The sequence below is a fragment of the Collinsella sp. AF23-2 genome (assembly GCF_003459245.1).
Classification (GTDB): Bacteria; Actinomycetota; Coriobacteriia; order Coriobacteriales; family Coriobacteriaceae; genus Collinsella.
This window is the reverse complement of record NZ_QRVG01000010.1, coordinates 25,078-47,880: the sequence shown is the minus strand read 5'-3', so window position 1 is coordinate 47,880 and position 22,803 is coordinate 25,078. Positions and strand designations below refer to the sequence as shown.

Sequence of the window (22,803 nt, the reverse complement as noted above, 5' to 3'; positions counted from 1 at the left end):
TGCCGGCAGTTTAGGAACGTCCCTAACTGCCGGCTCGGGAACGACAAAGCGTTAGTTCACTTCGACGGGTTTGGCGCCGGGATAGCGCTCCTCAAAGTCTAGGCGGTACTTATTGTCATTGGTGCCCGCCACGTTGTCGCGCGACAGCGGCGCCACGATCTCATTCTTGTGGTCCGCAGGCTTGGCGTATTTCAGGCTGATCTCCCAGGCATCACAGATTGCGTCAATGCGGTGATCCAGGTCGTCGTACAGGGCGATGATGTCCTTCCAGGAGCTGTAGTTTTTGGAGCTCGTCGGGACGTCCAGGTCCTCGACGATGTCGTAATACTGCTCGATGGTGTCCTCCGTGCGCTCGGCGACGTCGGCGAGATTTTGACGGGTGGTTCGATCCTCTTCCAGATAGTTGCCGTTGAAGTTCTGCGCGCAGCCACGGACGTAGTTGTCGAGGTCTTCGAGCAGGTCGTAGTACTCGCTCAGGCGACGGTAGAGGTTTTGCTCGGAGAGGGTCGCTTCGCCGCCATCCTCGTCGTCATCGTCATCATCGTCGTACAGGCTGTTGGGATCGCCGAGAGGCTTTAGGTCATCGTCGTCGACGTCATGGTGCAGCTTAGCTACCTCGGCAGTCGTCTGCGTGGCGGCGTTGTCGAACGGTCTGATTGCAAAGAAGATGACCAGGGCGATGATGATCGCCACCAGCACAACGATAACGGCGATAAGCGGCCCGGTGCCGCTCTTTTTGGAAGCGGGGGTCTGTGGCGAAGCGGGCGCGTATGCGGGAGCCGGCTGCTGTTGGGGCGAGCCGCTCGCGACGGGTATGCGCTGCGTGGTCTCGACGGCCTCGGTCCTTGCGGCGGGGTCGGGGCTATAGGCGAGGGAGTCGTCCGCCTTGGCTTGCGGCGTATCAAGGGAGCCGGTCTGCTCAAAAGCGGGCTGGCTATCGCTCGCGGCTGTTTGCTCAACGGGTGCACCGCACGAGGTGCAGAACTTGGCATCATCTGCAAGAAGCTTGCCGCACGAGGCACAATACCGAGACATTGCCACTCCTTTCGCCACATTTCAATGCAATACGACGATTATACCCAGCATCCAAAATTCCCCATCATAAGTTGCGGTGAAATAGGGACTGTTTGGCGGTCTCAGAGCTTCAATCAGTCCCTATTTCACCGCAACTTTGGAAAGGCGCCTTTAGCCATTGGGGACGCACCGAGCACTGGGGTATCATGGCTTGGTTGATATATATCTGCATTTACGCGCCTTGTAGGAAGGGGCTGCGCCCATGGCTTTTGAGCCCGCTCAACATAGCTTTATCACGCTCGAGGGCGTCGATGGCGCCGGCAAGTCCACGCAGGCGCGCCTGCTTGCCCGCGCGCTCGAACTCGCTGGCTACCAGGTTGTGAGCCTGCGCGAGCCGGGCGGTACCGCCATCAGCGAAAAGATCCGTGCTCTGCTGCTCGACCCCGCCAATACGGCGATGGGCGACACTTGCGAGCTGCTGCTGTATGAGGCCGCCCGTGCCCAGCTGGTGCACGAGGTCATCGCGCCCGCCCTCGCTGCCGGCAAGGTGGTCCTGTGCGATCGCTTCTACGATTCCACGACCTGCTACCAGGCGTTTGCCGATGGCCTCGACCGTCAGATGGTACGCGATGCCAACAACCTGGCTGTCGCCGGTACGCATCCGGCGCTCACGCTCGTCTACCACATCACGCCCGAGCAGGCGGCGCTACGCATGGCAGCCCGTGGCGCGGCAGATCGCATGGAGGCAAAAGGCATGGCCTTCCAAGAGCGTGTCTACCAGGGATTTTGCGCCATTGCCGCCGAGGAACCAAACCGCGTAAAACTCATCGACGCCACTGCGACCGTCGAGGAAGTCTTCGAGAAGACGGTCGAGCAGATTCGCGCATACGGTCTCGACATTCCGCAAGACGCCGTCACCGCCGCGCTTGCCCAGGAGGCCGAGTAACATGGCCCCCGCTCAGGCAAGCCTGCTGGCCAAGCTCGACACCCAAGAGCGCGTGCGCGACTTTTTGACCAATGCCGTCGCCAGCGGTCGCGCATCGCACGCCTACCTGTTTTTGGGCGCGCCCGGCGCGGGCAAGCTCGACGCCGCGTGGGCGCTCGCCCAAGCCTTCCTGTGCGAGCAGGATGGCTGCGGCTCATGCGATAGCTGCGTGCGCGTCGCCCGCCATACGCACCCCGACGTGCACTATTACACGCCCGAGAGCGCCACGGGCTACCTCATCGCCCAGACCCGCGAGCTGCTCGATGACGTGCCTCTGGCGCCCATCCGTGCCAAGGCCAAGGTCTACATCATTGACCGTGCCGAGCAGCTGCGCGCCAACACCGCCAACGCACTGCTCAAAACACTCGAGGAGCCGCCCGAGGGCGTTATGTTTATCTTGCTGGGCACCTCGGCAGACGTGATGTTGCCCACCATCGTGAGCCGCTGCCAGTGCGTGCCGTTTCGGCTGGTGTCGCCCGCCGTCGCCGCGCAGGCCGTGAGCCGCGCCACCGGTCAGGACCCTGCGCGTTGCCGCATGGCCGTCGCCGTAGCGGGAAGCCCCACGCGTGGCATCGAGTTCCTCAAGAGCGCCGAGCGCCAGGACGCCCGCCGTCAGATGGTTCGCGCCATCGATTCGCTTATCGCCGCCGACGAGGCCGACGTGCTCAGCCGCGCCAAGTCACTCATCGTCGCCGTTAAGGCGCCGCTCGCCGAGGTCAAGTCCACGCAGGAAAAGGTGCTCGAGCAAAACGCCGATTACCTGTCGCGTGGAGCATTGAAGCAGCTTGAGGACCGCAACAAGCGCGAACTCAACGCGCGCGAGCGTTCGGGTATCATGGAAGCGCTGGCGAGCGCGCGGACGCTCATGCGCGACGTGCTGCTGACGCTTCAGGACGAGGCAGCCGACGTGGTGAACGAAGACGCGTGCGACACGATCGGGCGGCTTGCCGCCGCGACCAATGTTGCGGGTGCCACACGGGCGCTCGAGGCAGTCGCGACCGCCGAGCGCAACATCGCCAGAAACGTTACTCCCCAGCTGGCCATCGAGGTCATGCTGTTCGATATCAGGAAGGCACTGAAATGCCGTTAGTCGTACCCGTTAAGTTTACCTACGCCTCGCGCGACCTGTGGTTTGACCCGCAGGACCTGGATATCCTCGAGGCCGATTATGCCATTTGCTCCACCGAGCGCGGAACCGAGATCGGCTTGGTTACGGCCGATCCCTTCGAGGTGCCGCAAGACGAGATCGGTCAGCCGCTCAAGCCCGTGCTGCGCGTGGCGAGCGACATCGACCTGCAGCTTGCCGACGATCTTGCCATCCAGGGCGACGAGGCCATGGTCGATTTCCGCCGTCTGGTCAAAGAACTCGACCTCGAGATGAAGCCGGTGGGCGTCGAGTACCTGTTTGGCGGCGAGAAGGCCGTGTTCTACTTTGCGGCCGAGGAGCGCGTCGATTTTCGCCAGCTCGTCAAGGATCTGTCCTCGACGCTGCACATTCGCGTCGACATGCGCCAGATCGGCGTGCGCGACGAGACTCGCCTGGTGGGCGGCTATGCCCAGTGCGGCCAGGAGCTCTGTTGCACGCGCTTTGGCGGACAGTTTGAGCCCGTCTCGATCCGCATGGCAAAAGAGCAGGACCTGCCGCTCAATTCCTCCAAGATCAGCGGCGTTTGCGGCCGCCTGATGTGCTGCCTGCGCTATGAGTTCGAAGCGTACAAGGACTTTAAGAGCCGTGCGCCCAAAAAGAAGACGCTCATCGATACGCCGCTCGGCAAGGCGCGTATTCAGGAATATGACACGCCGCGTGAGCAGCTGGTGCTGCGCCTGGAGAACGGCAAGGTCTTTAAGGTCAACCTGGCCGATATGACCTGCTCGGAGGGCTGCAAAAAGAAGGCCGCCGAGCAGGGCTGCAACTGCCGCCCCGACTGCGTGACGCGCGACGTGCTCGAGCGCATCGAGTCGCCCGAGATGCGTCTGGCGCTTATGGAGCTCGACCGCGAGAACGGCGTCGACGTGGGCGATGGCCTGTCGAGCGCCGACCGTCTGGCCGGTACGTCGATGCCCAAGCGCCGTCGTCGCGATGCTGAATCCGATGCTCGCGCCGGTCAGGGGCAGGGCGAGGGTCGTGGCCGCGGAAAGGGCCGTGGCAATGCCGCAACGCCTGAGGCCGAGGAGGCCGCCGGTGGCCGTCGTCGTCGCAAGCGCGCAGGCTCGGGCGATGCTGCCGAGGCTGCAGCCGCGGGCAAGAACGCCTCTCGCGAGCGCGAGGTTCAGCAACCCCAGCAGCAGAATCGCGGCGGTGGCATGAACCCCACACGTCGCCGCCGCCGTCATCTGTCGAGCGAGGAGCGCGAGGACGCCTTCCGCGCCGCAGCTGCTCGCGAGGCTGGTGCCGCTTCCAAGGGCGCCTCGGCCTCCGATGCGTCTGCCGACAAGGGCGGCAAGTCACGTGGCGAGGATGAGCGCGCGCCGCGTCCGCGCCGTCGCCATTCCTCGGGCGCGCAGCAGAAGCCTTCAGTGCCCTCCGTGGCCGATCAGGTCTCGGATGGCGAGGTCAAGGTCACGCGCCGTCGTCCCGGAGATGGCGGGGGAGCGGCTGCTAAGGCTTCGCGTGGCGCCGCTCGCGACGAGCGCGAGCCGCGCGAGGATCGCGGTGGCGAGGGCTCGGCCGACCAGGGCCAAAAGCGCCGTCGCCGTCGCCGTTCCCGCAAGCCGCGCCAGGATGGTGGCGAGGGCTCGACCCCGTCTTCGTCTGCACCACAACCGCCCGCCGGCGAATAACGCCCGCGAGCGGATTTTGCTCGCCTTGCCCCGAGCGCATCGGGGTATCATAGCGCTGAATCAACAACCCTCCCTGCGACCGAACGTAGGGAGGGTTGTGTCTTGAAGAGCCATCTGAACATATTGAGCCGTCTGCAAGGTGCCGGCATCCTACCGTTTGCGGACGAATCGCTATCGTTTGCCGAGCAGGCGGCGCACGAGGCGCTTGAGGCGTTGTCGCCAACACGATGTGCCGGCTGCGAGCGCGCCGGTACGCTTATTTGCCAAGACTGCCTGGCTGCGCTCACGCTCATCGACCCACGTCATAGCTGTACCCGATGCGGCGCCCCGTTTGGGGATTTGCTGTGCACTGAGTGTTCGGTCGAGGGCACGTCCTCGGCAATGGCGGAGGCGCTCGACCGCTGCCTGGCGTGCTCCGTCTATGCGCATCCGCTGCCGCGCATCATTAAAGCGTACAAGGACGCGGGCGAGCGACGCCTGGCGCCGTATCTGGCGGAGCTGCTCTACGACACCGCCCTGCATGCCCAGGTCGTAGCGCCCGATCGCTACGGAGGTGTGCTGTCCGGTGCGGATGCGGTGGTGTTTGTGCCTGCGACGGCGGCAGCGTTTCGGCGGCGTGGCTTTGATCATATGGAGGCCATTGCGCGCCCATTTTGCGAGCTGTCGGGTGTTCCCCTGCTCGATGCCCTCGTCAAGTACGGGCATGGCGACCAGCGCGAACTCGGTCGTGAGGAGCGTCGCGAGCGTGCCCAAGGCATGTACGAGACGGTTGAGGACGTGCACGGCCGCCGCTTACTGCTTATCGATGACGTTATCACCACGGGCGCGACCATGGCAGCAGCCTCGGCGGAGCTCAAGCGTGCCGGCGCTGCGGCAGTCGATGGCCTTGCTATCGCACGTGTTTGGTAGGGGTGGTTTTGTGGCAGTGAAGATGGCGCGTGCGGCCCGTCCTGACCTGCGAAATCTGTACTCGCGATGCGAATGACGCCCCTAACCTTAAACTTTAGCTTGAACTTAGCTATAATGCGCTACGTTCCTACCAGGCTGTGGTTGCGGACGGACGAAATGCCCGTCCTAGTCCAAGACAGACGCGGTCAAAGGGATCCACGTAAGCGACCGCGTGCGCGCGGCGCGATCATGGCGCGTCCTAGATGTAAGCCGCACCGTCCGTTCTACTTTCTTTGGGGCAATACCGCCTCGCGGGCGAGCGGGCCAGTCGTGAAGGTGGCTGCGGCCTCCCGAGCAAACACCCCGGTGCGCAAGTGTGGGGTCAAATACCAGGTCAGCTGGTGGGAACAATCTGATATTCCGCGCAACGCACGGATCGTATACGACACAGAAGGCAGGGTAGTGGACATGGTGAGGGGCAGCTTGATGCACGCGGCTCGGTTAGGTGCTGGGACCGCAGCGGTCATCGCCGTTTTGGGCCTGAGCGGATGCGCGTTCAACCCGCTGTCTACGTTCACGACTCCCACGATCGACCAGATCGAGTACGAGACCGTCACGCCCGCGGTGTCGGATGATGCCCTGGTCACCCCCGGTACCCTGACGGTTGCCCTCGATACCTCCGATGCGCCGCAGGCCATGCAGGGCGCTGACGGCGAGCTCACGGGGTATGCAGTCGACGCTGCCCGCGCCCTCGCAAGCCGCATGGGCCTTAAGGTCGCCTTTGTCGATGCGTCCTCGGCGGGTTCCGCGCTCGGTGACAAAAAGGCTGATATCTTTATCGGCGAGATCAACTCCACGGATGGGGACGTTAGCTCGCTCGGCACGTGCCTGTACGATGCCGCTTCCGTGTTCGGTAAAACCAGCGATGGTGGGTCGCTGAGCGTTTCCACCGATACCCTTAACACGTCTACTCTGGGTATCCAGATGTCCTCGGCCTCGCAGGAGGCGCTTGCTAAGCAGAGCATCACCTCCAACCAAAAGACTTACTCCAACATCAACGAGTGCTTTGAGGCGCTCGAGTCCGGCGAGGTCGACTATGTGATCTGCGACTCCACGGCTGGCGGTTACCTTGCGCGACTGATGAGCGAGATCTCCTATGTCGGTGCGCTCGAGGCGCCCTCGACGCTTGGTGTTGCAGGCCTTTCGTCCAATGACGAACTGTGTCGTGCCGTGAGCGATGCCCTCGACGGTATTACGGCCGACGGCACGCTCGAGGCGGTCCACTGCGTCTGGTACGGCACGATGCCCTACGACCTCACCACTAAGACGGTTTCGGGCGCTAACGTGCAGCCGGGCGACTCTGAGTCCAGCGAGACCACATCCTCCGGCAGCGAGTCCTCCGATTCCAACAATGAGACCGCATCCTCCGAAGACAAATCGTCCAGCCAGGAAGACACCATCACCGACGACGACATTAACAAGCTTAATAGCTAGTTATTGCTAGGGGTGGTGTCTCCTATGCGCTAGGAGAGATGCCCCTTCACGGTTTCAACACGCACTGCCGGGCTTCCCCAATAGGGGAGCCCGGCTTTTTCATCTCTATAAAACCAGCAGGTCAAAGCCAATTTTCGGGACCAAATACAAAGTCGCCGGCTCCCTCCTATAGCGCACTTTGCCACAGAAAAGTGCGAGACTTCGGTATGCGGTATCAAGCAATCGTTATTCGGGTCTTTGGGAATCCGCGTGATTAAATGCACGGCAATGGGTACATAGCCAGTACAGTAAGTCCCCGAGGCAGATTGGAGCCACGTATGGATATCAAGGTTTCTGGACGCAAGACGACGGTAACCGATGCTCTGCGTGCGCATGTGGATGAGAAGATCGGCGAGGCGCTCAAGGTTTTCGATATCGAGCCCATGACGGTCGACGTTGTACTTCGCTATGAGAAGAACCCCTCGAACCCCAACCCGGCAATCGTCGAGGTTACGGTTCGCGCCCGCGGTTCGGTGATTCGCGTTGCCGAGCACGGTGCAGATATGTACGCCGCCATCGACCTCTCCGCCGATAAGGTCACCCGCCAGCTGCGCAAGTTCAAGACCAAGGTTGTGGACAACCGCCAGGGCGGTGCCAGCGCAGCGGATGTTGCACCGGTCGAGCGTGTCGAGGATCTGGCCGACCTGCTGCTGCCCGAGGAGGACGACGACCTGCTCGTCCGCGAGAAGGTCATCGATGTCACCCCGATGACTGAGGAGCAGGCGCTGGTGCAGACCGATCTGCTCGGTCACGACTTCTACGTGTTCGAGAACGCGACGACTGGCCTCATCAATGTGGTGTATCACCGTAAGAATGGTGGATATGGCATCATCAAGCCCCGTATCGAAACGCTTGACGAGTAAAATACGTTAACTTGCATGAGTTAACGGCTGGCGGCCATCCCATGCGGGTGGCCGCCTTTTTACGTAAGGAGTCGCTTTGATGGACAAGGCTGCATCTACCGGCCATTCTGACCGTTGCCGCATCGTCGTCGATACCTGCTGCGACTTTAGCCCCGAGGTCGCTGCGAACCTCGATGTCGATATCTTGGGTTTCCCCTTCATTATCGATGGCGAGGAGCGCACGGACGACATCTGGTCGAGCATGAGCCCCAAGGAGTTCTACGACCGCATGCGCGCCGGCGCCCGCGTGTCCACCTCGGCTGTGTCGCTCGGTCGCTATATCGAGTTCTTTACCGAGTGCGCCAAAGAGGGCACACCAACGGTCTACCTGTGCTTTACCTCGGCGCTGTCGTCGAGCTACAACTCCGCGTGCCAGGCGGCGGACGCCGTGCGCGCCGAGTATCCCAACTTTGAGCTCTACGTGGTCGACAACGCTCTACCCTGTGCGACCGGCGCGCTCCTGGCGCTCGAGGCCGTGCGTCAGCGTTCGGCGGGGCTGACCGCCAAGCAACTGGTCGATTGGGCAAACGAGGCAAAGACCTACGTCCATGGCTACTTTACGCTCGAGAGCTTCGATGCACTGGCTGCCGGCGGCCGCATTCCGCCCGCGGCGGCGCAGCTCACGGCAAAGCTCGATGTCAAGCCCGAGCTCTCCTACGACCTTGCCGGCTCGCTGTCGCTGATCGGCGTCAACCGCGGCCGCAAGAAGGCGCTCAAGTCCATCCTCAAGTCGTTCCGCGAGAACTACGTGCCCGATCGCACCATGCCCATCGCCATCATGACGGCCGATGCCGAAAAGGACGGCGACTGGCTCGAAGCCGCCATCCGCAAGGAGGAGGGCTGCGCCGACGTCACGATCGTTCGCAGCTCCGTGGGTCCCACCATTGGCTCGCACGTGGGCCCCGGCATGGTGGCCTGCGCGTTTTGGGGCAAGAACCGTGCCGAGAAAGCCTCGCTTTCCGACCGCATCGCGCGCCGCGTGCGTGGCGAGTAGACAGGCGCTGCGGCTGCAAGCGCCCTCAAGTCACGGCCGAAACGCTGGCACCGAGTATTTAACCTGGTAACAACATCCAACCCAAAAGGAAAGGTTTCATGGCAAACAAGCTCTCCGTCGCATTTATCGGCACCGGAATCATGGGTGCCCCCATCGCCGGCCACATCCTGGACGCCGGCTATCCCGTCACGGTCAACAACCGCACCAAGTCCAAGGCCGCAGCGCTCGTTGAGCGCGGCGCCGTCTGGGCCGATACGCCGGCCGATGCCGCGGCGAACGCCGATGTCGTCTTTACCATGGTGGGCTATCCCTCCGAGGTCGAGGAGCTCTACCTGGCGGGCGACGGCCTGCTCGCGTGCACCAAGCCCGGCGCGGTGCTGATCGACCTCACCACGAGCTCGCCCGAGCTCGCTCGTGACATTGCCGAGGCCGCTCAAGTCTCCGGCCGCATGGCGTTTGACTGCCCCGTCACCGGCGGCGAGTCGGGAGCTATCGCAGGCACGCTCACGGCTATCGTGGGCGCCACCGAGAACGACATTGCTCCGGTCCGCGATATCCTTTCCACCTTTGCGGCAAACATCTGCTGCTTCGACGGTGCCGGCAAGGGCCAGGCCGCCAAGCTCGCCAATCAGGTGTCGCTGGGCGCCTGCATGGTCGGCATGGCAGACGCCATGGCATTTGCCGAGCTGAGCGGCCTTGACCTGGAGAAGACCCGTCAGATGATCCTGGGCGGCACCGGCAAGTCCGGCGCCATGGAGAGCCTGGCGCCCAAGGCGCTCGACGGCGACTACAAGCCCGGCTTTATGGTCGAGCACTTCATTAAGGACCTGCGTCTGGCGCTCGCCTACGCCGATGACCGCGAGCTCGCGCTGCCCGGCGCCGACGTGGCCTTTACGCTCTACGACATGCTCGACGCTATCGGTGGCGCCAAGCTGGGCACCCAGGCCATCACGGTCCTCTATAAGGAGGAGGCCGATGCCATCGCCGCCGGTCTGGACTGGTCGCAGTATCGTCCCGAGGAGCATGGCGCTCACGAGGAAGGTTGCGGTTGCGGCGAGCACGGCGAGGACCATGAGTGCGGTTGTGGCCATCACCACGGCGAGGACCACGAGTGCTGCGGCGGCCACGGCCATGACGACGGCCACGAGTGCTGCTGTGGCCACCATCACGGGGAGTAGCGCCCATGAGCTGGACGTTCGTGGTGCTTGCGCTGGCGCTCTTTCTCTTTGCGATCTACATCGGCTTTCTGTGCGGCCAGTGGGCGTGCGAAAAGCGCGTCATCACCAAGCGCGACTACTGGATTGCCAACTTTGCGGGAGCGGCGGCAGTCGTCCTACTGACCTGGGTGTTTTCGCTGTTCCCGCTGGTGCAGTTTGCGCCGATCGGTTGGCTCGGCGGCTTTATCGCCGGCCTTAAGATGAGCTTTGGCGAGTCCGTCGGCCCGTGGCGCAAGCACGACGAGGTCTTTAACGTCAACAAGGCTCACCGCGCCGCCGCCGACGCGGGCGATGCCGAGGAACGCCGCCGCGCACGTCGCAATGGCGCGGCCGACCGACAGCTCATCTCGGTCACCGATGACAGCAAGGGTGCTGGCAAGCACGCTAAGAAATAGTAAGAAGAGGTAACTATGGCAGAAAATAAAGACGAACAGCTCACCGACGAGGAGCTGGCACAGCTCCAGCTGGCAGAGGAGAACGAGAACGCCGTCGATCGCCTGGTCCAGGAGCTCGGCTGCCCCACGCGCCGCATCCGCCAGTTTGCCGCCCGCGTGCTGCACCTGCTTGCCGAGCGCGATCCGCAGCGCGTCGAGCCCTGCGTGCCCGCGTTGATCGAGGCACTCAACCGCCCCGAGGCGCAGACCCGCTGGGAGGCCCTTGATGCCCTGACGGCGCTCGCTACCACCTGCCCCGAGCAGCTGGGCGATGCCTTTGAGGGCGCCGAGACTGCACTGTTCGACGAGATCTCCTCCACGCTGCGCTATGCCGCCTTCCGCCTGCTGTGCGTGTGGGGTGCCACGGGCGTCGAGCGTTCGCGCGAGGCTTGGCCCATCCTGGACGAGGCCATCCAGTGCTACCACGGCGACCTTGAGTATCGCGACATGCTCGGTTGCCTGTACGAGTTTTGCCAGGGCGAGATTGACGCCGAGGTTGCCGAGAAGCTTGCGCTGCGCCTTAAGTTCGATGCCGAGAACGGTAAGGGCAGCTATCTCAAGGCCCGTTCGAGCGAGATTTGCGAAATGCTTGTTAAACGTTTTGGCCTGGATCTCTCCAAAAAGAAGAAGCGTGCTAGCGTTAAAAAATCTGACGACGCCGAAGACGAGGAGTAACAGATTATGGCGCACGATGTAGTCCTGATTCCCGGTGACGGTATCGGTCCCGAGATTACGCAGGCCATGCGCCGCGTGGTCGAGGCCACCGGTGTCCAGATCAACTGGAACGTCCAGGAGGCCGGTGCCGGCGTCATGGACGAGTTTGGCACGCCGCTGCCCCAGCACGTCCTCGATGCGGTCGCCGAGACCAAGGTTGCCATCAAGGGCCCCATTACCACGCCGGTTGGCACGGGTTTCCGCAGCGTCAACGTGGCCCTGCGCAAGCATTTCGACCTGTACGCCTGCGTGCGCCCCTGTCTGTCGCAGCCGGGTGACGGCTCGCGTTTCCGCGATGTCGACCTGGTCATCGTGCGCGAGAACACCGAGGACCTCTACGCCGGCATCGAGTTCGATGAGGGCGCTGCCGAGGTCGAGGAGCTCTCGCAGCTCGTCGAGCGTTCGGGCCAAAAGACCTTCGCCGCCGATTCCGCGATCTCGATCAAGCCGATCTCCATCGCCAAGAGCCGCCGCATTGTGGAGTATGCCTTTGAGTATGCCCGCCGCTGCGGCCGCAAAAAGGTGACGGCCGTGCACAAGGCCAACATCATGAAGGCGACTGACGGCCTGTTCCTGCGCGTTGCGCGCGAGGTGGCCGCTAACTATCCCGATATCGAGTTCAACGACAAGATCGTCGACGCCACCTGCATGGGCCTGGTCCAGAACCCCAATGACTTCGATGTCCTGGTGCTGCCCAACCTGTACGGCGACATCGTGAGCGACCTGTGCGCCGGCCTGGTGGGCGGCTTAGGGATGGCCCCCGGCTCCAACATCGGTGCCGACTGCGCCATCTTTGAGGCAACGCACGGCTCTGCGCCCGATATCGCTGGCCAGGATATCGCCAACCCCACGGCCGAGATCCTCTCTGCTGCGATGATGCTTGATCACCTGGGCGAGAACGATGCGGCCAATCGTATCCGTGCCGCCGTATCTGCCACGCTCGACGAGGGCGAGCAGGTTACCGGTGACGTGCGTCGTGCCCAGACCGGCTCCGTTGAGGGCGCTGTGGGCACGCAGACCTTTGCCGATGCCGTTATCGCGCACCTGGCCTAAGACATGCACGCTGCAAACGCCTAAATAGTACTTAAGTGTTTGCGTATAACCTAAGAATCAATACGCCCGGCGCTCCGTCGGGCGTATTCTATTGAGGACTATGTTTCCTAACAAGGAGTAACTGATATGGGTCTGATTCAAAAGAAGGACGAGAAGGACGAGATCGACGGCATCCAGATCATCGAGCGCGGCGAAGGCCCCGACGGTGATGAGGACGAGAAGATCGACCTGGTCGCCGGTACGTCTGCCGAACATATTGCCGCCGGCACGACCGCCGAGGAGGAGGACGCTCGCCTGGAGGCAAAGATCGCCGCGGACGCCGCCGACGAGAACCTCATGCCCGAGGAGCAGGATGAGGACGAAACTGACGCCGACGCGGACGACCATGCATCCAAGCACAAGAAGACGATGATTGCCGCCTTTGTGGTCGCTGTCGTGATCGCTGCTGTGGTCGGCTTTTTTATCGGCAACGGCGGCTTTGGCGGCAAGGGCGTCGGCTCGGCGATCCTCACCGAGGACCAGCTCGATTCGACCGTGGCAAGCTATAGTTATAACGGCAAGAAGAGCGACATCACCGCGCGCGAGGCCATCGAGAGCCAGTACAGCCTCGATACCGTCAAGGATAGCGATGGCAACTACACCGCTCCTTCTGCCGATGTCATCCTGTCCTACGTGCGCAACAAGATTCTGCTCGATGCTGCCGAGGACGAGGGCATTACCGTCTCTTCTAAGGAGATGAAGAAGTACGCCGAGGATTCCATCGGCACCTCCGACTACAAGACCATGGCAAAACAGTACGGCGTGTCCAAGGATCAGGCCAAGCAGATCGTCCGTCAGTCCGCAACGCTGCAGAAGCTCTACAAGGAGAAGGTGGGCGATGGCTCCGCAAGCATGCCGACTGCTCCGACTGAGCCTGCTGACGGCAACGAGGAGACCGCGAGCAAGGATTACGCCGACTACATCATCAACCTTGCCGGTGACGAGTGGGATAGCTCGAAGGGAACCTGGAAGGACGAGAACAGCACCTACGCTAAGGCCTTCGCCGACGATGCCTTTACCGCCGATAGTGCCACCTACAAGCAGGCCATGACCGCCTATTACACCGCCTACCAGCAGTACTCCTCGCAGGCTTCGAGCGCCAGCTCCAAGTGGACCGAGTACGCTAACGGCCTGTACGCCAAGGCCAACATCAGCATCTACGGCCTGTTCGCGTAAGGTTTGCCTGAGCTTATCGATCGCGTAGCCGAACTATCTGAATAAGCCCGCTAGAACGATATCCGTTCTAGCGGGCTATTTGCGTTTGGGCGCTGGTGGCTACATTATGCCTATTAATCTTTAAGTCCAAAGAGGTTATCGGCTTCATCGTCAGGCATATATTCCAGCACATCGCCCGGTTGGCAGTCGAGTGCCCGGCATATCGCGTCAAGAGTTGAAAAGCGCACGGCAGAAACCTTGCCCGTCTTGATACGCGACATATTGACCTGGGAGATACCCACGCGTTCCGCAAGCTCTTTGGATGAGATCTTGCGTTCGGCAAGCATGCGGTCGAGCCGCAGAATAATCATGGATTCCCCCTAGAGCAACTCGTCATCTTGTATTTGCAGGATACACCCGTACTGGAAGACGCTGGCAATCAGGCTAATAATCAGGCCTGCAAAGAGCATAGAGAGGTCGAGATGCTGGCCGCCAAGCGCATCCGTAAAGTTGCCGCCAAATCCTGAGAGTATCAGCCCCGTGACTATGGCACCAAGAAGCTTCACAGCAACGCCGCCAATAAGGAACAAATGTCCTACTTGACGTAGTATGCGGATGCATTCGAGGTCAAAGGGCCTGCCTGCCTTTTCAATGGTGGAGAAAAACCTGTATGCGCTTAGCACAATGGCAAGCGCAAGGCATGTCATCATGGCGCTCCCTATGGCAGTATGACCGTCGTGCGCGACAAGCATAAGAGGGGTCTGTTCATTGGCGCCGACGAGAGCGAGAGATGGCCCTTCGCCGGCATTAAGCTCTACGGATTGGAGGCAGAACCCTTGGGAGAGGCTAGGCAATATGAGTAGAAGCTCGATTGCAATGACTGCGAGGAGTCCCAGAGCGAGCGCTACGGCGGTGCAGATTGTGGCCCATTTGCAGATGTGAGCGAGCTTCCTCAGATCGGCTATTGCCTGTTCGCGGTTGATGGGTTCATTCGATTTGGATACGTTCCAGCGGATCATAGCTCCTCCAACCAATGTCTAGGATGATATTTAAATCTTATAACATACTTAATGATAAACGATAAACAATTACAGATTAGAGTAAGTTATGTTTGTAAGACGAATAGCGAGAGCTTATGGCATATTTAGGGAGTGAGAGTTTGGCACGTGGGGGATGGACGAGTATCGAAATTTCCCGCAACCACGCAAGTGCTTCATCGGGTCTCCCTAATTCATATGGAAAAGGAGCTGCAAACGATTGGAAATAACCGCTGAGCGGTCGAAAACTACCGTTCACCGATAATTTCTAAACTGGTTCTAACTGGTATTAAGTCAAAAAGACCAATTCACAAATCTTCACAATGACCTGCATTTTTTCTACATGCCTTTTTTGGCCACCCTGCGTTGTTTAGACACAGAAAAGGTTCCGATCTTTCGTCAAAGTATTTCGAAACGGTTTCAAAACCGCAGGTAGAAGTGTTAACGAGCGGTAAACGGTCGATTTATCGCCGTGAGCGGTGCAAAAACGTTTTATTGCGTGAATCAGCGAAAGCGACCTCTTCTGTGATGATATAGTGACAACAACACGTCACGTGGTTACTACCAGTTGAGAGACCACTGGTCTTCAAAGAACGCTTTCCAAGAAGCTTTAAGGGCGTCCGCCCGCTGGCTTCCGAAAACATCGGACTCAGATCGTACACACCTTCGGAAGGGAAATTTGAATGGTTGGCTTTATTCTTACCGGTCATGGACAGTTCGCACCCGGCCTCGCAAGCGCTATCGCTATGGTCGCCGGTGATCAGCCCGCTTTTACCGTCGTTCCTTTCGAGGGCGACCAGGCTGCTTCCTACGGTGAGGATCTCCGCGCCGCTATCACCGCCATGCGCGAGGAGTGCGATGGCGTGCTCGTCTTTACCGACCTGCTTGGTGGTACCCCGTTCAACCAGGCAATGATGATTGCCCAGGATGTCGACAACGTCGAGATTCTGACTGGCACGAACCTTCCCATGGTTATTGAGCTTCTGTTCCTCCGCGGCAACGCTACGCTCGCCGAGCTTGGCGAGCAGGCCGTGACCGTTGGCCAGACGGGCATCACCGCCCAGACGGTTGCCTCCGTCGCTGGTGCCGAGGAAGAGGATATCTTCGGTGACGAGGACGGCATCTAATGGCCGATTTCGGAGCCAGCGTCCTGAGCTCCTCGGTCGCTCTTTTAGGCCTGCTTGTCGTCATGGGCTTGATTTACACCATCTGGTCGCAAATCAACATGAAGAAGAAGCAGAAGTACTTCAAGGAGCTGCACACCGAGCTCAAGCCGGGTCAGGAGGTTCTTTTCGCCGGCGGTATCTACGGAACCGTCAAGGGCATCGAAGGCGAAAAGGTCCAGATCAAAGTCCGATCCGGTGCCGTCGTAGATGTTTCGCGTTACGCGATTCAGGAGATCAAGTAACTGTCGTCAGCAAATAACGAAAGGAAGCTGATCAACATGGCAGAACCCAACATTCTTCTTACCCGCATCGATAACCGACTGGTTCATGGTCAGGTTGCCACCCAGTGGAACTCCACCCTGGGCTCCAACCTCATCCTCGTCGCCAACGACGACGTGGCGACCAACACCATGCGCCAGAACCTCATGAAGATGGCCGCTCCCGCCGGCGTCGCTACGCGTTTCTTCTCTCTGCAGAAGACCATCGACGTCATTGGCAAGGCGAGCCCGCGCCAGAAGATCTTCATCGTGGCCGAAACACCGGAAGACGTGCTTACGCTCGTCAAGGGCGGTGTGCCTATAAAGAAGGTAAACATCGGCAACATGCACATGTCGGAAGGAAAGCGCCAAGTCGCCACCTCCGTCGCAGTTAACGACGAGGATGTCGCTGCGTTTAAAGAGCTGCAGGAATTGGGGGTGGAGTTGGAGATCAGGCGCGTTCCGAGCACGCCTGTTGAGGACACGAGCAAGCTCTTCTCGTAGTCTTCGTGATCCACGTTGTCAGGAGTGAAACCCTGACATTCTGTACGTGAAATCCAAAGTGCGTACATACATTTTGAAAGGAGGAGCAAGATGGAATACACGATCTTCCAGGTCGCTCTGGTCTTCATCGTCACGTTCGTCGCGGCAATCGACCAGTTTAACTTCCTCGAGTCTCTCTATCAGCCCATCGTCACCGGCGCCGTCATTGGTCTTATCCTTGGCGACCTCAACACCGGTCTTCTCGTGGGTGGTACTTATCAGCTCATGACGATCGGCAACATGCCGATCGGAGGTGCTCAGCCGCCTAACGCCGTCATCGGCGGCATCATGGCAGCCATTCTCGCTATCGCTACGGGCCTCGAGCCCAACGCGGCAGTCGGCCTTGCCATTCCGTTCGCTCTGCTTGGTCAGCTCGGCGTTACCCTGGTCTTCACGCTTATGTCGCCGCTCATGTCCTCCGCGGACAACATGGCTCACAACGCCGACACCAAGGGTATCGAGCGTCTGAACTACTTCGCCATGGCTCTGCTCGGCCTGATCTTCGCTGTCGTCGTCACCCTGTTCTTCATCGCTGGCGCTACCATCGGTCAGACCATCGCTTCCGCCATCCCGACTTGGCTGCAGACCGGTCTCTCCGCTGCAGGCGGCATGATGCGCTTCGTCGGCTTCGCCGTCCTGCTCAAGGTTATGATGAACCGCGATATGTGGGGCTTCTTCCTCATGGGCTTTGGCCTCGCGCTCATCACCGTTGCCAACGATTCTCTGGCAACCCCTGCTCTGCTCATCCTCGCTCTCATCGGCTTCGGCATCGCCTTCTGGGACTTCCAGCAGCAGACCGAGCTGAAGGGTGCAGCTGTTTCTGACGGAGGTGACTTCGAAGATGGCATCTAATGAGTATGTGATCCCGGAGCACTACGAGGATCTCACTCCTGCTCCGCAGCTCGACCAGAAGACCCTCAACAAGATGGCTTGGCGCTCCTGCTTCCTGCAGGCCTCGTTCAACTACGAGCGTATGCAGGCCGCTGGCTGGCTCTACTCCATCATCCCCGGTCTGGAGAAGATCCACACCAACAAGAACGACCTCGCGGCTTCCATGAGCCACAACCTGGAGTTCTTCAACACCCACCCGTTCCTCGTCACCTTTGTTATGGGTATCGTGCTTTCGCTCGAGCAGAACAAGGTTGACATCCCCACGATCCGCGCCGTCCGCGTCGCCGCAATGGGCCCGCTCGGTGGTATCGGTGACGCCCTGTTCTGGCTGACGCTCGTGCCTATCACGGCCGGCATCACCTCCAACATGGCCATCAACGGCAACGCCGCTGCGCCGATCATCTTCCTGGTGATCTTCAACGTCGTCCAGTTCGCTCTGCGCTTCTGGCTCATGAACTGGTCCTACAAGCTTGGCACCAGCGCTATTGACGCTCTGACTGCCAACATGCAGGCCTTCACGCGTGCCGCTTCCATCATGGGCGTCTTCGTCGTCGGTTGCCTGGTCGTCACCATGGGTGGCACCCAGATCAACCTCCAGATCCCCAACGGCACCACCCGTGGCCTCTCCGCTACTACCGTGATCGTCTCCGAGAAGGAGGCCGAGAACTTCACCGGTATGGAGGGCATCGATACCGAGACCGCTGAGGCCGGTACCATCGCCATGACCGATGAGGACGGCAACGCCCTCACCGCTTCCGATGCCGACGGCAACGCTGTCGAGTGCGGCGTCACCGATCTGGGCAACGGCATGGAGTCCGTTACCTACGGCACCGTCACCGAGGATCCGGTCAACTTCTCCGTTGCCGACACCCTCAACACCATCGTCCCGAAGCTCGTCCCGCTTATGCTTACGCTGCTGCTTTACTACATGTTCGCTAAGCACAGCTGGACCCCGACCAAGGGCATTCTGCTGCTCTTCGTCCTGGGCATCCTGGGCGCTGGCCCGCTTGGTCTCTGGCCGAGCATCTGGTAAGGCTCTAGCTTGAGGGGTGTGTCCCTACGCGGCTCACACCCCGACCCCTTAAGCCATGTGTATGTTAAAAGCCGCGTGCTCGAAAGAGCGCGCGGCTTTTGTTTTCTTGATGATTCGGGTGTTGCGGACTGATAATGCTTAACACCCTAGGTAGTTAGCCGAATTCGAGCAAAAGGGAGGATAGGATGGCGATCGGAGCGCGTAAGCAACCGCTGTACGATCAGCTGGTCGATATTCTGACCGAAAAGATTGACCATGAATATCGCGCCGGTGACATGATTCCTTCCGAGCGCGAACTTTCGGAGCGCTATGGTCTCTCGCGCACTACGGTACGCCTGGCTCTGCAGGAACTGGAGCGTTTAGGACTGGTGGTTCGGCAGCACGGTCGCGGTACCTTTGTGACCGACCGTTCGGCAAAGGCAACCAATCTTATGCAGTCCTACAGCTTTACCGAGCAGATGCGCGCGATGGGTCGCGACCCCGAGACCACGATTCTCGATTTTTGCGAGATGGAGGCCGATAAGAATCTGGCCGAGCATATGGGATTACGTATCGGTGATCGCATTTTTAAGCTCAAGCGCCTTCGTTCTGCCGACAACATGCCCATGATGGTCGAACGCAGCTATCTACCGGTTCGTCAATTTCTGTCCCTAAAGCGACCGCTGCTGGAGCGCAAGCCGCTTTACGATGTGATTGAGCAAGACTTTCAGCAAAAGATACGCGTGGCCGAAGAGGAGTTCTATGCGAGCATAGCCCGTCCCACCGACGCCCACCTTTTGGGAATTGTCGAGGGCTCGCCTGTGCTCGATTTGGTCAGGACTACGTATAACGAGTCAAACGAGGTTGTGGAGTATACACTCTCGGTTGCTCGTGCCGATCAGTTTAAATACAAGGTTTACCACCAGCGTAGCAACTAGTGTCCGCATCGTTTCCATATGGTGATTCTTTGCATTTAACTGGTTACTACCAGATAACCAACCGAAGTGTATAATTGCACGTCAGAGGATTACTTCTAGAGAGAGGTATTAGAAATGTTCGAGAAGAGTGTCGAGGAGCTCACCGAGCTCGGCGCCCAGATCACCACGGCCGAGATTGCTCAGCAGCCCGAGCTTTGGCGTGATACGCTCAACATCTATCGCGAGAACAAGGAGGCCATCGAGGCCTTTCTGGCCGAGGCTCGCGCTATGGGCGAGGGCCGTCTGTCCGTTGTCTTCACCGGTGCCGGTACGTCCGACTATGTTGGCGATACCTGCGCCCCGTATCTGCGTCACGCCGGCAACACTGATCTCTACGACTTTAAGCCCATCGCCACGACCGACATCGTGAGCGCCCCGCGCGACTTCCTGCGCGCTGAGGATCCCACGCTCGTGGTTTCCTTTGCCCGCTCTGGCAACAGCCCCGAGAGCCTTGCCGCCGTTGCCGTTGCCAAGGAGCTCGTCCACAACGTCAAGTTCCTCAACATCACCTGCGCGCCCGAGGGCAAGCTCGCCGTCGAGTCCGCCGATGATCCCAATGCGCTGACGCTGCTCATCCCGCGCGCCAACGACAAGGGCTTCGCCATGACCGGCTCCTACACCTGCATGACCCTGCTCTCTACTCTCATCTTTGACGAGGCTTCCGACGAGCAGAAGGCCGAGTGGGTCGAGACCATCGCCAAGATGGGCGAGGAGGTCATCGCTCGCGAGTCTGAGGTTGCCGACTACCTCGCTGGCGACTTCAACCGCGTGACCTACCTTGGCTCCGGCTCCTTTGGCGGCCTTGCTCAGGAGAGCCAGCTCAAGATCCTCGAGCTTGCTCATGGCCTGGTTGCCACTTCCTACGACACCTCCATGGGCTATCGTCACGGACCTAAGTCCTTCGTCGACGATAAGACGCTCGTCTTCGTATTCGTCAACAACGACGCCTACACCCGTCAGTACGACATCGACATCCTCAACGAGATCGGTGGCGACGATATTGCTCAGCGCACCGTTGCCGTTCAGCAGGATGGCGCTACTGTCTACGAGGGTGAGTCCTTCACCTTTAAGGGCTATGAGGCACTCCCCGAGGGTTACCTTGCTCTGCCGTTCGTGATGTTTGCCCAGGCAATCAGCCTGCTCAACTCCGTGCGCGTGGGCAACACGCCCGATACGCCGAGCCCCACCGGCACGGTCAACCGCGTGGTCAAGGGCGTGACGATTCACCCCTTCACCGCTTAATCGCGTCCCCCTGTAAGGGCGCCCGTCCGCTCATAACGGCGGGCGGGCGCTTTTTGTTTTCGATTGGATCGGGTATAAGCATCACCACAGTCAACTGCTTTAGAAGCAAGGAGTGCATATGAGCACGTACGCAATTAAGGCTGACAAGTTCTTCTTGCCGGCGGGCCCGCAGCTGGGCGGTTATCTCATGGTCGAGGATGGCGTCTTTGGCGCCTGGCAGGCCGACGAGCCCTCTTGCGAGATCAAGGACTACACGGGGTCGTGGATCGCACCGGGTATGGTCGACACCCACATCCACGGCTTCTATAACCACTCGACTACCGATAACGATCCCGAGGGTATCGATATCAGCTCGACCGAGCTCGCTCGTCGCGGTACCACCAGCTGGTTGCCCACGACGTTCACTGATGGCGTCGAGCAGATCAAGGATGCCTGCACCGCCATCGCTCAGGCGGACGAGGGCCGCGGCCCTGACTTCTGCGGTGCCCGTATCCAGGGCATCTACCTGGAGGGCCCCTTCTTTACCATGAAGCACGTGGGCGCGCAGAACCCCGCTTATCTTATCGATCCCTCCGAGGAGGTCTTCGATCAGTGGCAGGAGGCTGCGGGCGGTCGCATCGTTAAGAGCGCCATGGCGGCCGAGCGCGATGGCGCCGCTGCTTATGCGGCTGCTTTGAACGCCAAGGGTGTGGTGACCAGTATCGGTCACTCCGACGCCACCTACGATGAGTGCATCGCCGCCATCAACGCCGGTGCCAGCTGCTTTACGCATACCTATAACGGCCAGCGCGGACTGCATCACCGTGAGCCCGGTGTCGTGGGCGCTGCCATGTCCACGCCCGAGACCTACGCCGAGATCATCTGTGACGGCAAGCACGTGAACCCTGCCGCCATCAAGGCGCTGCTGCAGGCAAAGGGCTGGCAGCATACGGTACTCATCACCGACTGCCTGGGTTGCGGCGGCATGCCCGAGGGCAGCTATACCAGTGGTGGCATGGACGTCATCATGAAGGACAACCTGTGCTGGCTCGCCGACGGCAAGAGCATTGCCGGCTCGGTGCTCACGCTTGCCCAGGGCGTCAAGAACATCGTCGACTGGGGCATCGCCAGCGCCGATATCGCCATTCGCATGGCAACCGAGGTGCCGGCACGCTCCGCGCACATCGAGGATAAGTGCGGCAGCATCATGCCGGGTCGCGACGCCGACTTTGTCGTGTTCGACCACGAGCTCACCCTCGTCGAGACGTATGTTGGCGGCCAGAGCGTCGGCAACGCCTTTACCGAGTAACGATAGAAAAAGACGGCGGGCCCGAATCTGCTCGGACCCGCCGTATGGGTTAAACGCTCAAAAGCACCTTAACAGTTACAGCTTGTTAGCGATCTTCTTTGCCGTGCGCTTAATGCCGGTCACAAGGCCTCCTGCAGGATGCTCCTTTTCGTATGCTAGGCGCTTCTCGCGCTTGGCGTACTCTTCGACGATGATGTCGCCATACTCGTCTTCGATCTTGTCGAAGAAGTCGACGGCGCCCTTAATTTCTTCAGCGGTCGGGTGTCCCTTTTGGACACCGCCGGCGAGTTTGAACGGGCCCCACGTATCAAAGCCGGGGCAGCCGTAGACACCCATAAAGATGGCCTGCCTCATGCGGCAGATGCCATCGATATCCTTGCCGTACCACTTGTTTTTGCCACCGTAGGTCATAAGGCCAAATACCTTGTCCTGCGGCTGCAGCACGTTAGTGAGCACGCGCGCCATATCTTTGTCGATCTCGGAGTAATAAATGCCCGTGGCGACGCCGATCAGATGGTATTCGTGCAGGTCGGGGTACTCGTTTTTACCGAGTGACTTCACGTCGAGGGTATCGATTTCGGGGTGCGCCTCGACGATGGCGTCCACGAGCTTTTTGGTATTGCCGTGGTGGCGTGAGGCGTACAGGATGATGGTTCGCATAAGAAGGCCTTTCAGCTGTAA

Annotated in this window: 24 protein-coding genes; 20 read left to right on the top strand and 4 right to left on the bottom strand. The window is 60.2% G+C overall.

The genetic code is table 11. The features are described 5' to 3' along the window. Positions 1–51: 51 nt before the first annotated feature. Positions 52–1,035 (bottom strand): zinc-ribbon domain-containing protein, encoded by a 984-nt coding sequence (locus DWY03_RS05625; protein WP_117840126.1) that lies wholly within the window; start codon positions 1,033–1,035, stop codon positions 52–54. 241 nt (positions 1,036–1,276) lie between these two features. Here DWY03_RS05625 and tmk point away from each other — a divergent pair, with 241 nt between their 5' ends. The 12 genes from tmk to DWY03_RS05565 all read left to right on the top strand — a co-directional run bounded on the left by tmk (position 1,277) and on the right by DWY03_RS05565 (position 13,730). After that, the gene (tmk, locus tag DWY03_RS05620; protein ID WP_117840125.1) at positions 1,277–1,960 is read left to right on the top strand and encodes a dTMP kinase; all 684 of its coding nucleotides are present in this window, start codon (positions 1,277–1,279) and stop codon (positions 1,958–1,960) included. A 1-nt stretch (position 1,961) separates the two neighbouring features. Next, positions 1,962–3,089, top strand: a complete 1,128-nt coding sequence (locus DWY03_RS05615; RefSeq protein WP_117840124.1) for an ATP-binding protein — start codon at positions 1,962–1,964, stop codon at positions 3,087–3,089. Next, entirely contained in the window at positions 3,080–4,780 is a 1,701-nt protein-coding gene (locus DWY03_RS05610; RefSeq protein ID WP_117840123.1) for a regulatory iron-sulfur-containing complex subunit RicT, read from the top strand. Before DWY03_RS05615 ends, DWY03_RS05610 begins: the two co-directional genes overlap by 10 nt. Positions 4,781–4,882: 102 nt before the next feature. After that, positions 4,883–5,689 carry a ComF family protein gene (locus DWY03_RS05605; protein ID WP_231500765.1) on the top strand — a complete coding sequence of 269 codons (807 nt, stop codon included), beginning with the start codon at positions 4,883–4,885 and terminating at the stop codon, positions 5,687–5,689. 465 nt (positions 5,690–6,154) lie between these two features. Further along, complete coding sequence (locus DWY03_RS05600) at positions 6,155–7,162, top strand: ABC transporter substrate-binding protein (RefSeq protein ID WP_158558629.1); 1,008 nt, start codon at positions 6,155–6,157, stop codon at positions 7,160–7,162. A 317-nt stretch (positions 7,163–7,479) separates the two neighbouring features. Continuing rightward, positions 7,480–8,064, top strand: coding sequence for a ribosome hibernation-promoting factor, HPF/YfiA family (gene hpf / locus DWY03_RS05595; RefSeq protein ID WP_055285508.1), 585 nt, complete (start codon positions 7,480–7,482; stop codon positions 8,062–8,064). 79 nt (positions 8,065–8,143) lie between these two features. After that, a complete protein-coding gene (locus DWY03_RS05590) occupies positions 8,144–9,097 on the top strand; it encodes a DegV family protein (protein ID WP_117840121.1) in 954 nt (317 codons plus the stop codon). A 98-nt stretch (positions 9,098–9,195) separates the two neighbouring features. After that, the gene (locus tag DWY03_RS05585; RefSeq protein ID WP_117840120.1) at positions 9,196–10,275 is read left to right on the top strand and encodes an NAD(P)-dependent oxidoreductase; all 1,080 of its coding nucleotides are present in this window, start codon (positions 9,196–9,198) and stop codon (positions 10,273–10,275) included. A gap of 5 nt (positions 10,276–10,280) precedes the next feature. After that, the gene (locus tag DWY03_RS05580) at positions 10,281–10,709 is read left to right on the top strand and encodes a hypothetical protein (protein WP_117716283.1); all 429 of its coding nucleotides are present in this window, start codon (positions 10,281–10,283) and stop codon (positions 10,707–10,709) included. A 15-nt stretch (positions 10,710–10,724) separates the two neighbouring features. Beyond that, positions 10,725–11,423 carry a HEAT repeat domain-containing protein gene (locus DWY03_RS05575; RefSeq protein ID WP_117840119.1) on the top strand — a complete coding sequence of 233 codons (699 nt, stop codon included), beginning with the start codon at positions 10,725–10,727 and terminating at the stop codon, positions 11,421–11,423. A 6-nt stretch (positions 11,424–11,429) separates the two neighbouring features. After that, complete coding sequence (locus tag DWY03_RS05570; protein WP_117840118.1) at positions 11,430–12,515, top strand: isocitrate/isopropylmalate dehydrogenase family protein; 1,086 nt, start codon at positions 11,430–11,432, stop codon at positions 12,513–12,515. A 126-nt stretch (positions 12,516–12,641) separates the two neighbouring features. Then, positions 12,642–13,730 carry a hypothetical protein gene (locus DWY03_RS05565; RefSeq protein WP_117840117.1) on the top strand — a complete coding sequence of 363 codons (1,089 nt, stop codon included), beginning with the start codon at positions 12,642–12,644 and terminating at the stop codon, positions 13,728–13,730. 113 nt (positions 13,731–13,843) lie between these two features. Here the strand turns inward: DWY03_RS05565 and DWY03_RS05560 are convergent, their stop codons facing one another. Next, entirely contained in the window at positions 13,844–14,080 is a 237-nt protein-coding gene (locus DWY03_RS05560; RefSeq protein WP_117564746.1) for a helix-turn-helix transcriptional regulator, read from the bottom strand. A 9-nt stretch (positions 14,081–14,089) separates the two neighbouring features. Further along, on the bottom strand, positions 14,090–14,728 hold the full coding sequence (locus DWY03_RS05555; protein ID WP_117583568.1) for a DUF2975 domain-containing protein: 639 nt from the start codon (positions 14,726–14,728) through the stop codon (positions 14,090–14,092). A gap of 701 nt (positions 14,729–15,429) precedes the next feature. On the opposite strand from DWY03_RS05555, the gene DWY03_RS05550 reads away from it, so the two are divergent. The 8 genes from DWY03_RS05550 (at position 15,430) to nagA (ending at position 22,122) form a co-directional block, all read left to right on the top strand. Further along, positions 15,430–15,873 carry a PTS fructose transporter subunit IIA gene (locus DWY03_RS05550; protein WP_117564748.1) on the top strand — a complete coding sequence of 148 codons (444 nt, stop codon included), beginning with the start codon at positions 15,430–15,432 and terminating at the stop codon, positions 15,871–15,873. Continuing rightward, a complete protein-coding gene (yajC, locus tag DWY03_RS05545; protein ID WP_117564749.1) occupies positions 15,873–16,154 on the top strand; it encodes a preprotein translocase subunit YajC in 282 nt (93 codons plus the stop codon). The genes DWY03_RS05550 and yajC overlap by 1 nt, the downstream gene beginning before the upstream one ends. A 36-nt stretch (positions 16,155–16,190) precedes the next feature. Further along, on the top strand, positions 16,191–16,673 hold the full coding sequence (gene agaV / locus DWY03_RS05540) for a PTS N-acetylgalactosamine transporter subunit IIB (protein WP_117716286.1): 483 nt from the start codon (positions 16,191–16,193) through the stop codon (positions 16,671–16,673). A 90-nt stretch (positions 16,674–16,763) separates the two neighbouring features. Then, positions 16,764–17,564 (top strand): PTS sugar transporter subunit IIC, encoded by an 801-nt coding sequence (locus tag DWY03_RS05535; RefSeq protein ID WP_035137676.1) that lies wholly within the window; start codon positions 16,764–16,766, stop codon positions 17,562–17,564. Next, positions 17,554–18,636, top strand: coding sequence for a PTS system mannose/fructose/sorbose family transporter subunit IID (locus DWY03_RS05530; RefSeq protein WP_022094609.1), 1,083 nt, complete (start codon positions 17,554–17,556; stop codon positions 18,634–18,636). The genes DWY03_RS05535 and DWY03_RS05530 overlap by 11 nt, the downstream gene beginning before the upstream one ends. Positions 18,637–18,821: 185 nt before the next feature. Beyond that, positions 18,822–19,553: a GntR family transcriptional regulator gene (locus DWY03_RS05525; RefSeq protein ID WP_089572401.1), complete on the top strand. Its 732-nt coding sequence runs from the start codon at positions 18,822–18,824 to the stop codon at positions 19,551–19,553. 114 nt (positions 19,554–19,667) lie between these two features. Further along, a complete protein-coding gene (locus DWY03_RS05520) occupies positions 19,668–20,834 on the top strand; it encodes an SIS domain-containing protein (protein WP_117840116.1) in 1,167 nt (388 codons plus the stop codon). Between the two features lie 118 nt (positions 20,835–20,952). Continuing rightward, positions 20,953–22,122: an N-acetylglucosamine-6-phosphate deacetylase gene (nagA, locus tag DWY03_RS05515; RefSeq protein ID WP_117840115.1), complete on the top strand. Its 1,170-nt coding sequence runs from the start codon at positions 20,953–20,955 to the stop codon at positions 22,120–22,122. 75 nt (positions 22,123–22,197) lie between these two features. Here the strand turns inward: nagA and DWY03_RS05510 are convergent, their stop codons facing one another. Then, complete coding sequence (locus tag DWY03_RS05510) at positions 22,198–22,782, bottom strand: flavodoxin domain-containing protein (protein ID WP_231500766.1); 585 nt, start codon at positions 22,780–22,782, stop codon at positions 22,198–22,200. Between the last annotated feature and the right edge of the window lie 21 nt (positions 22,783–22,803).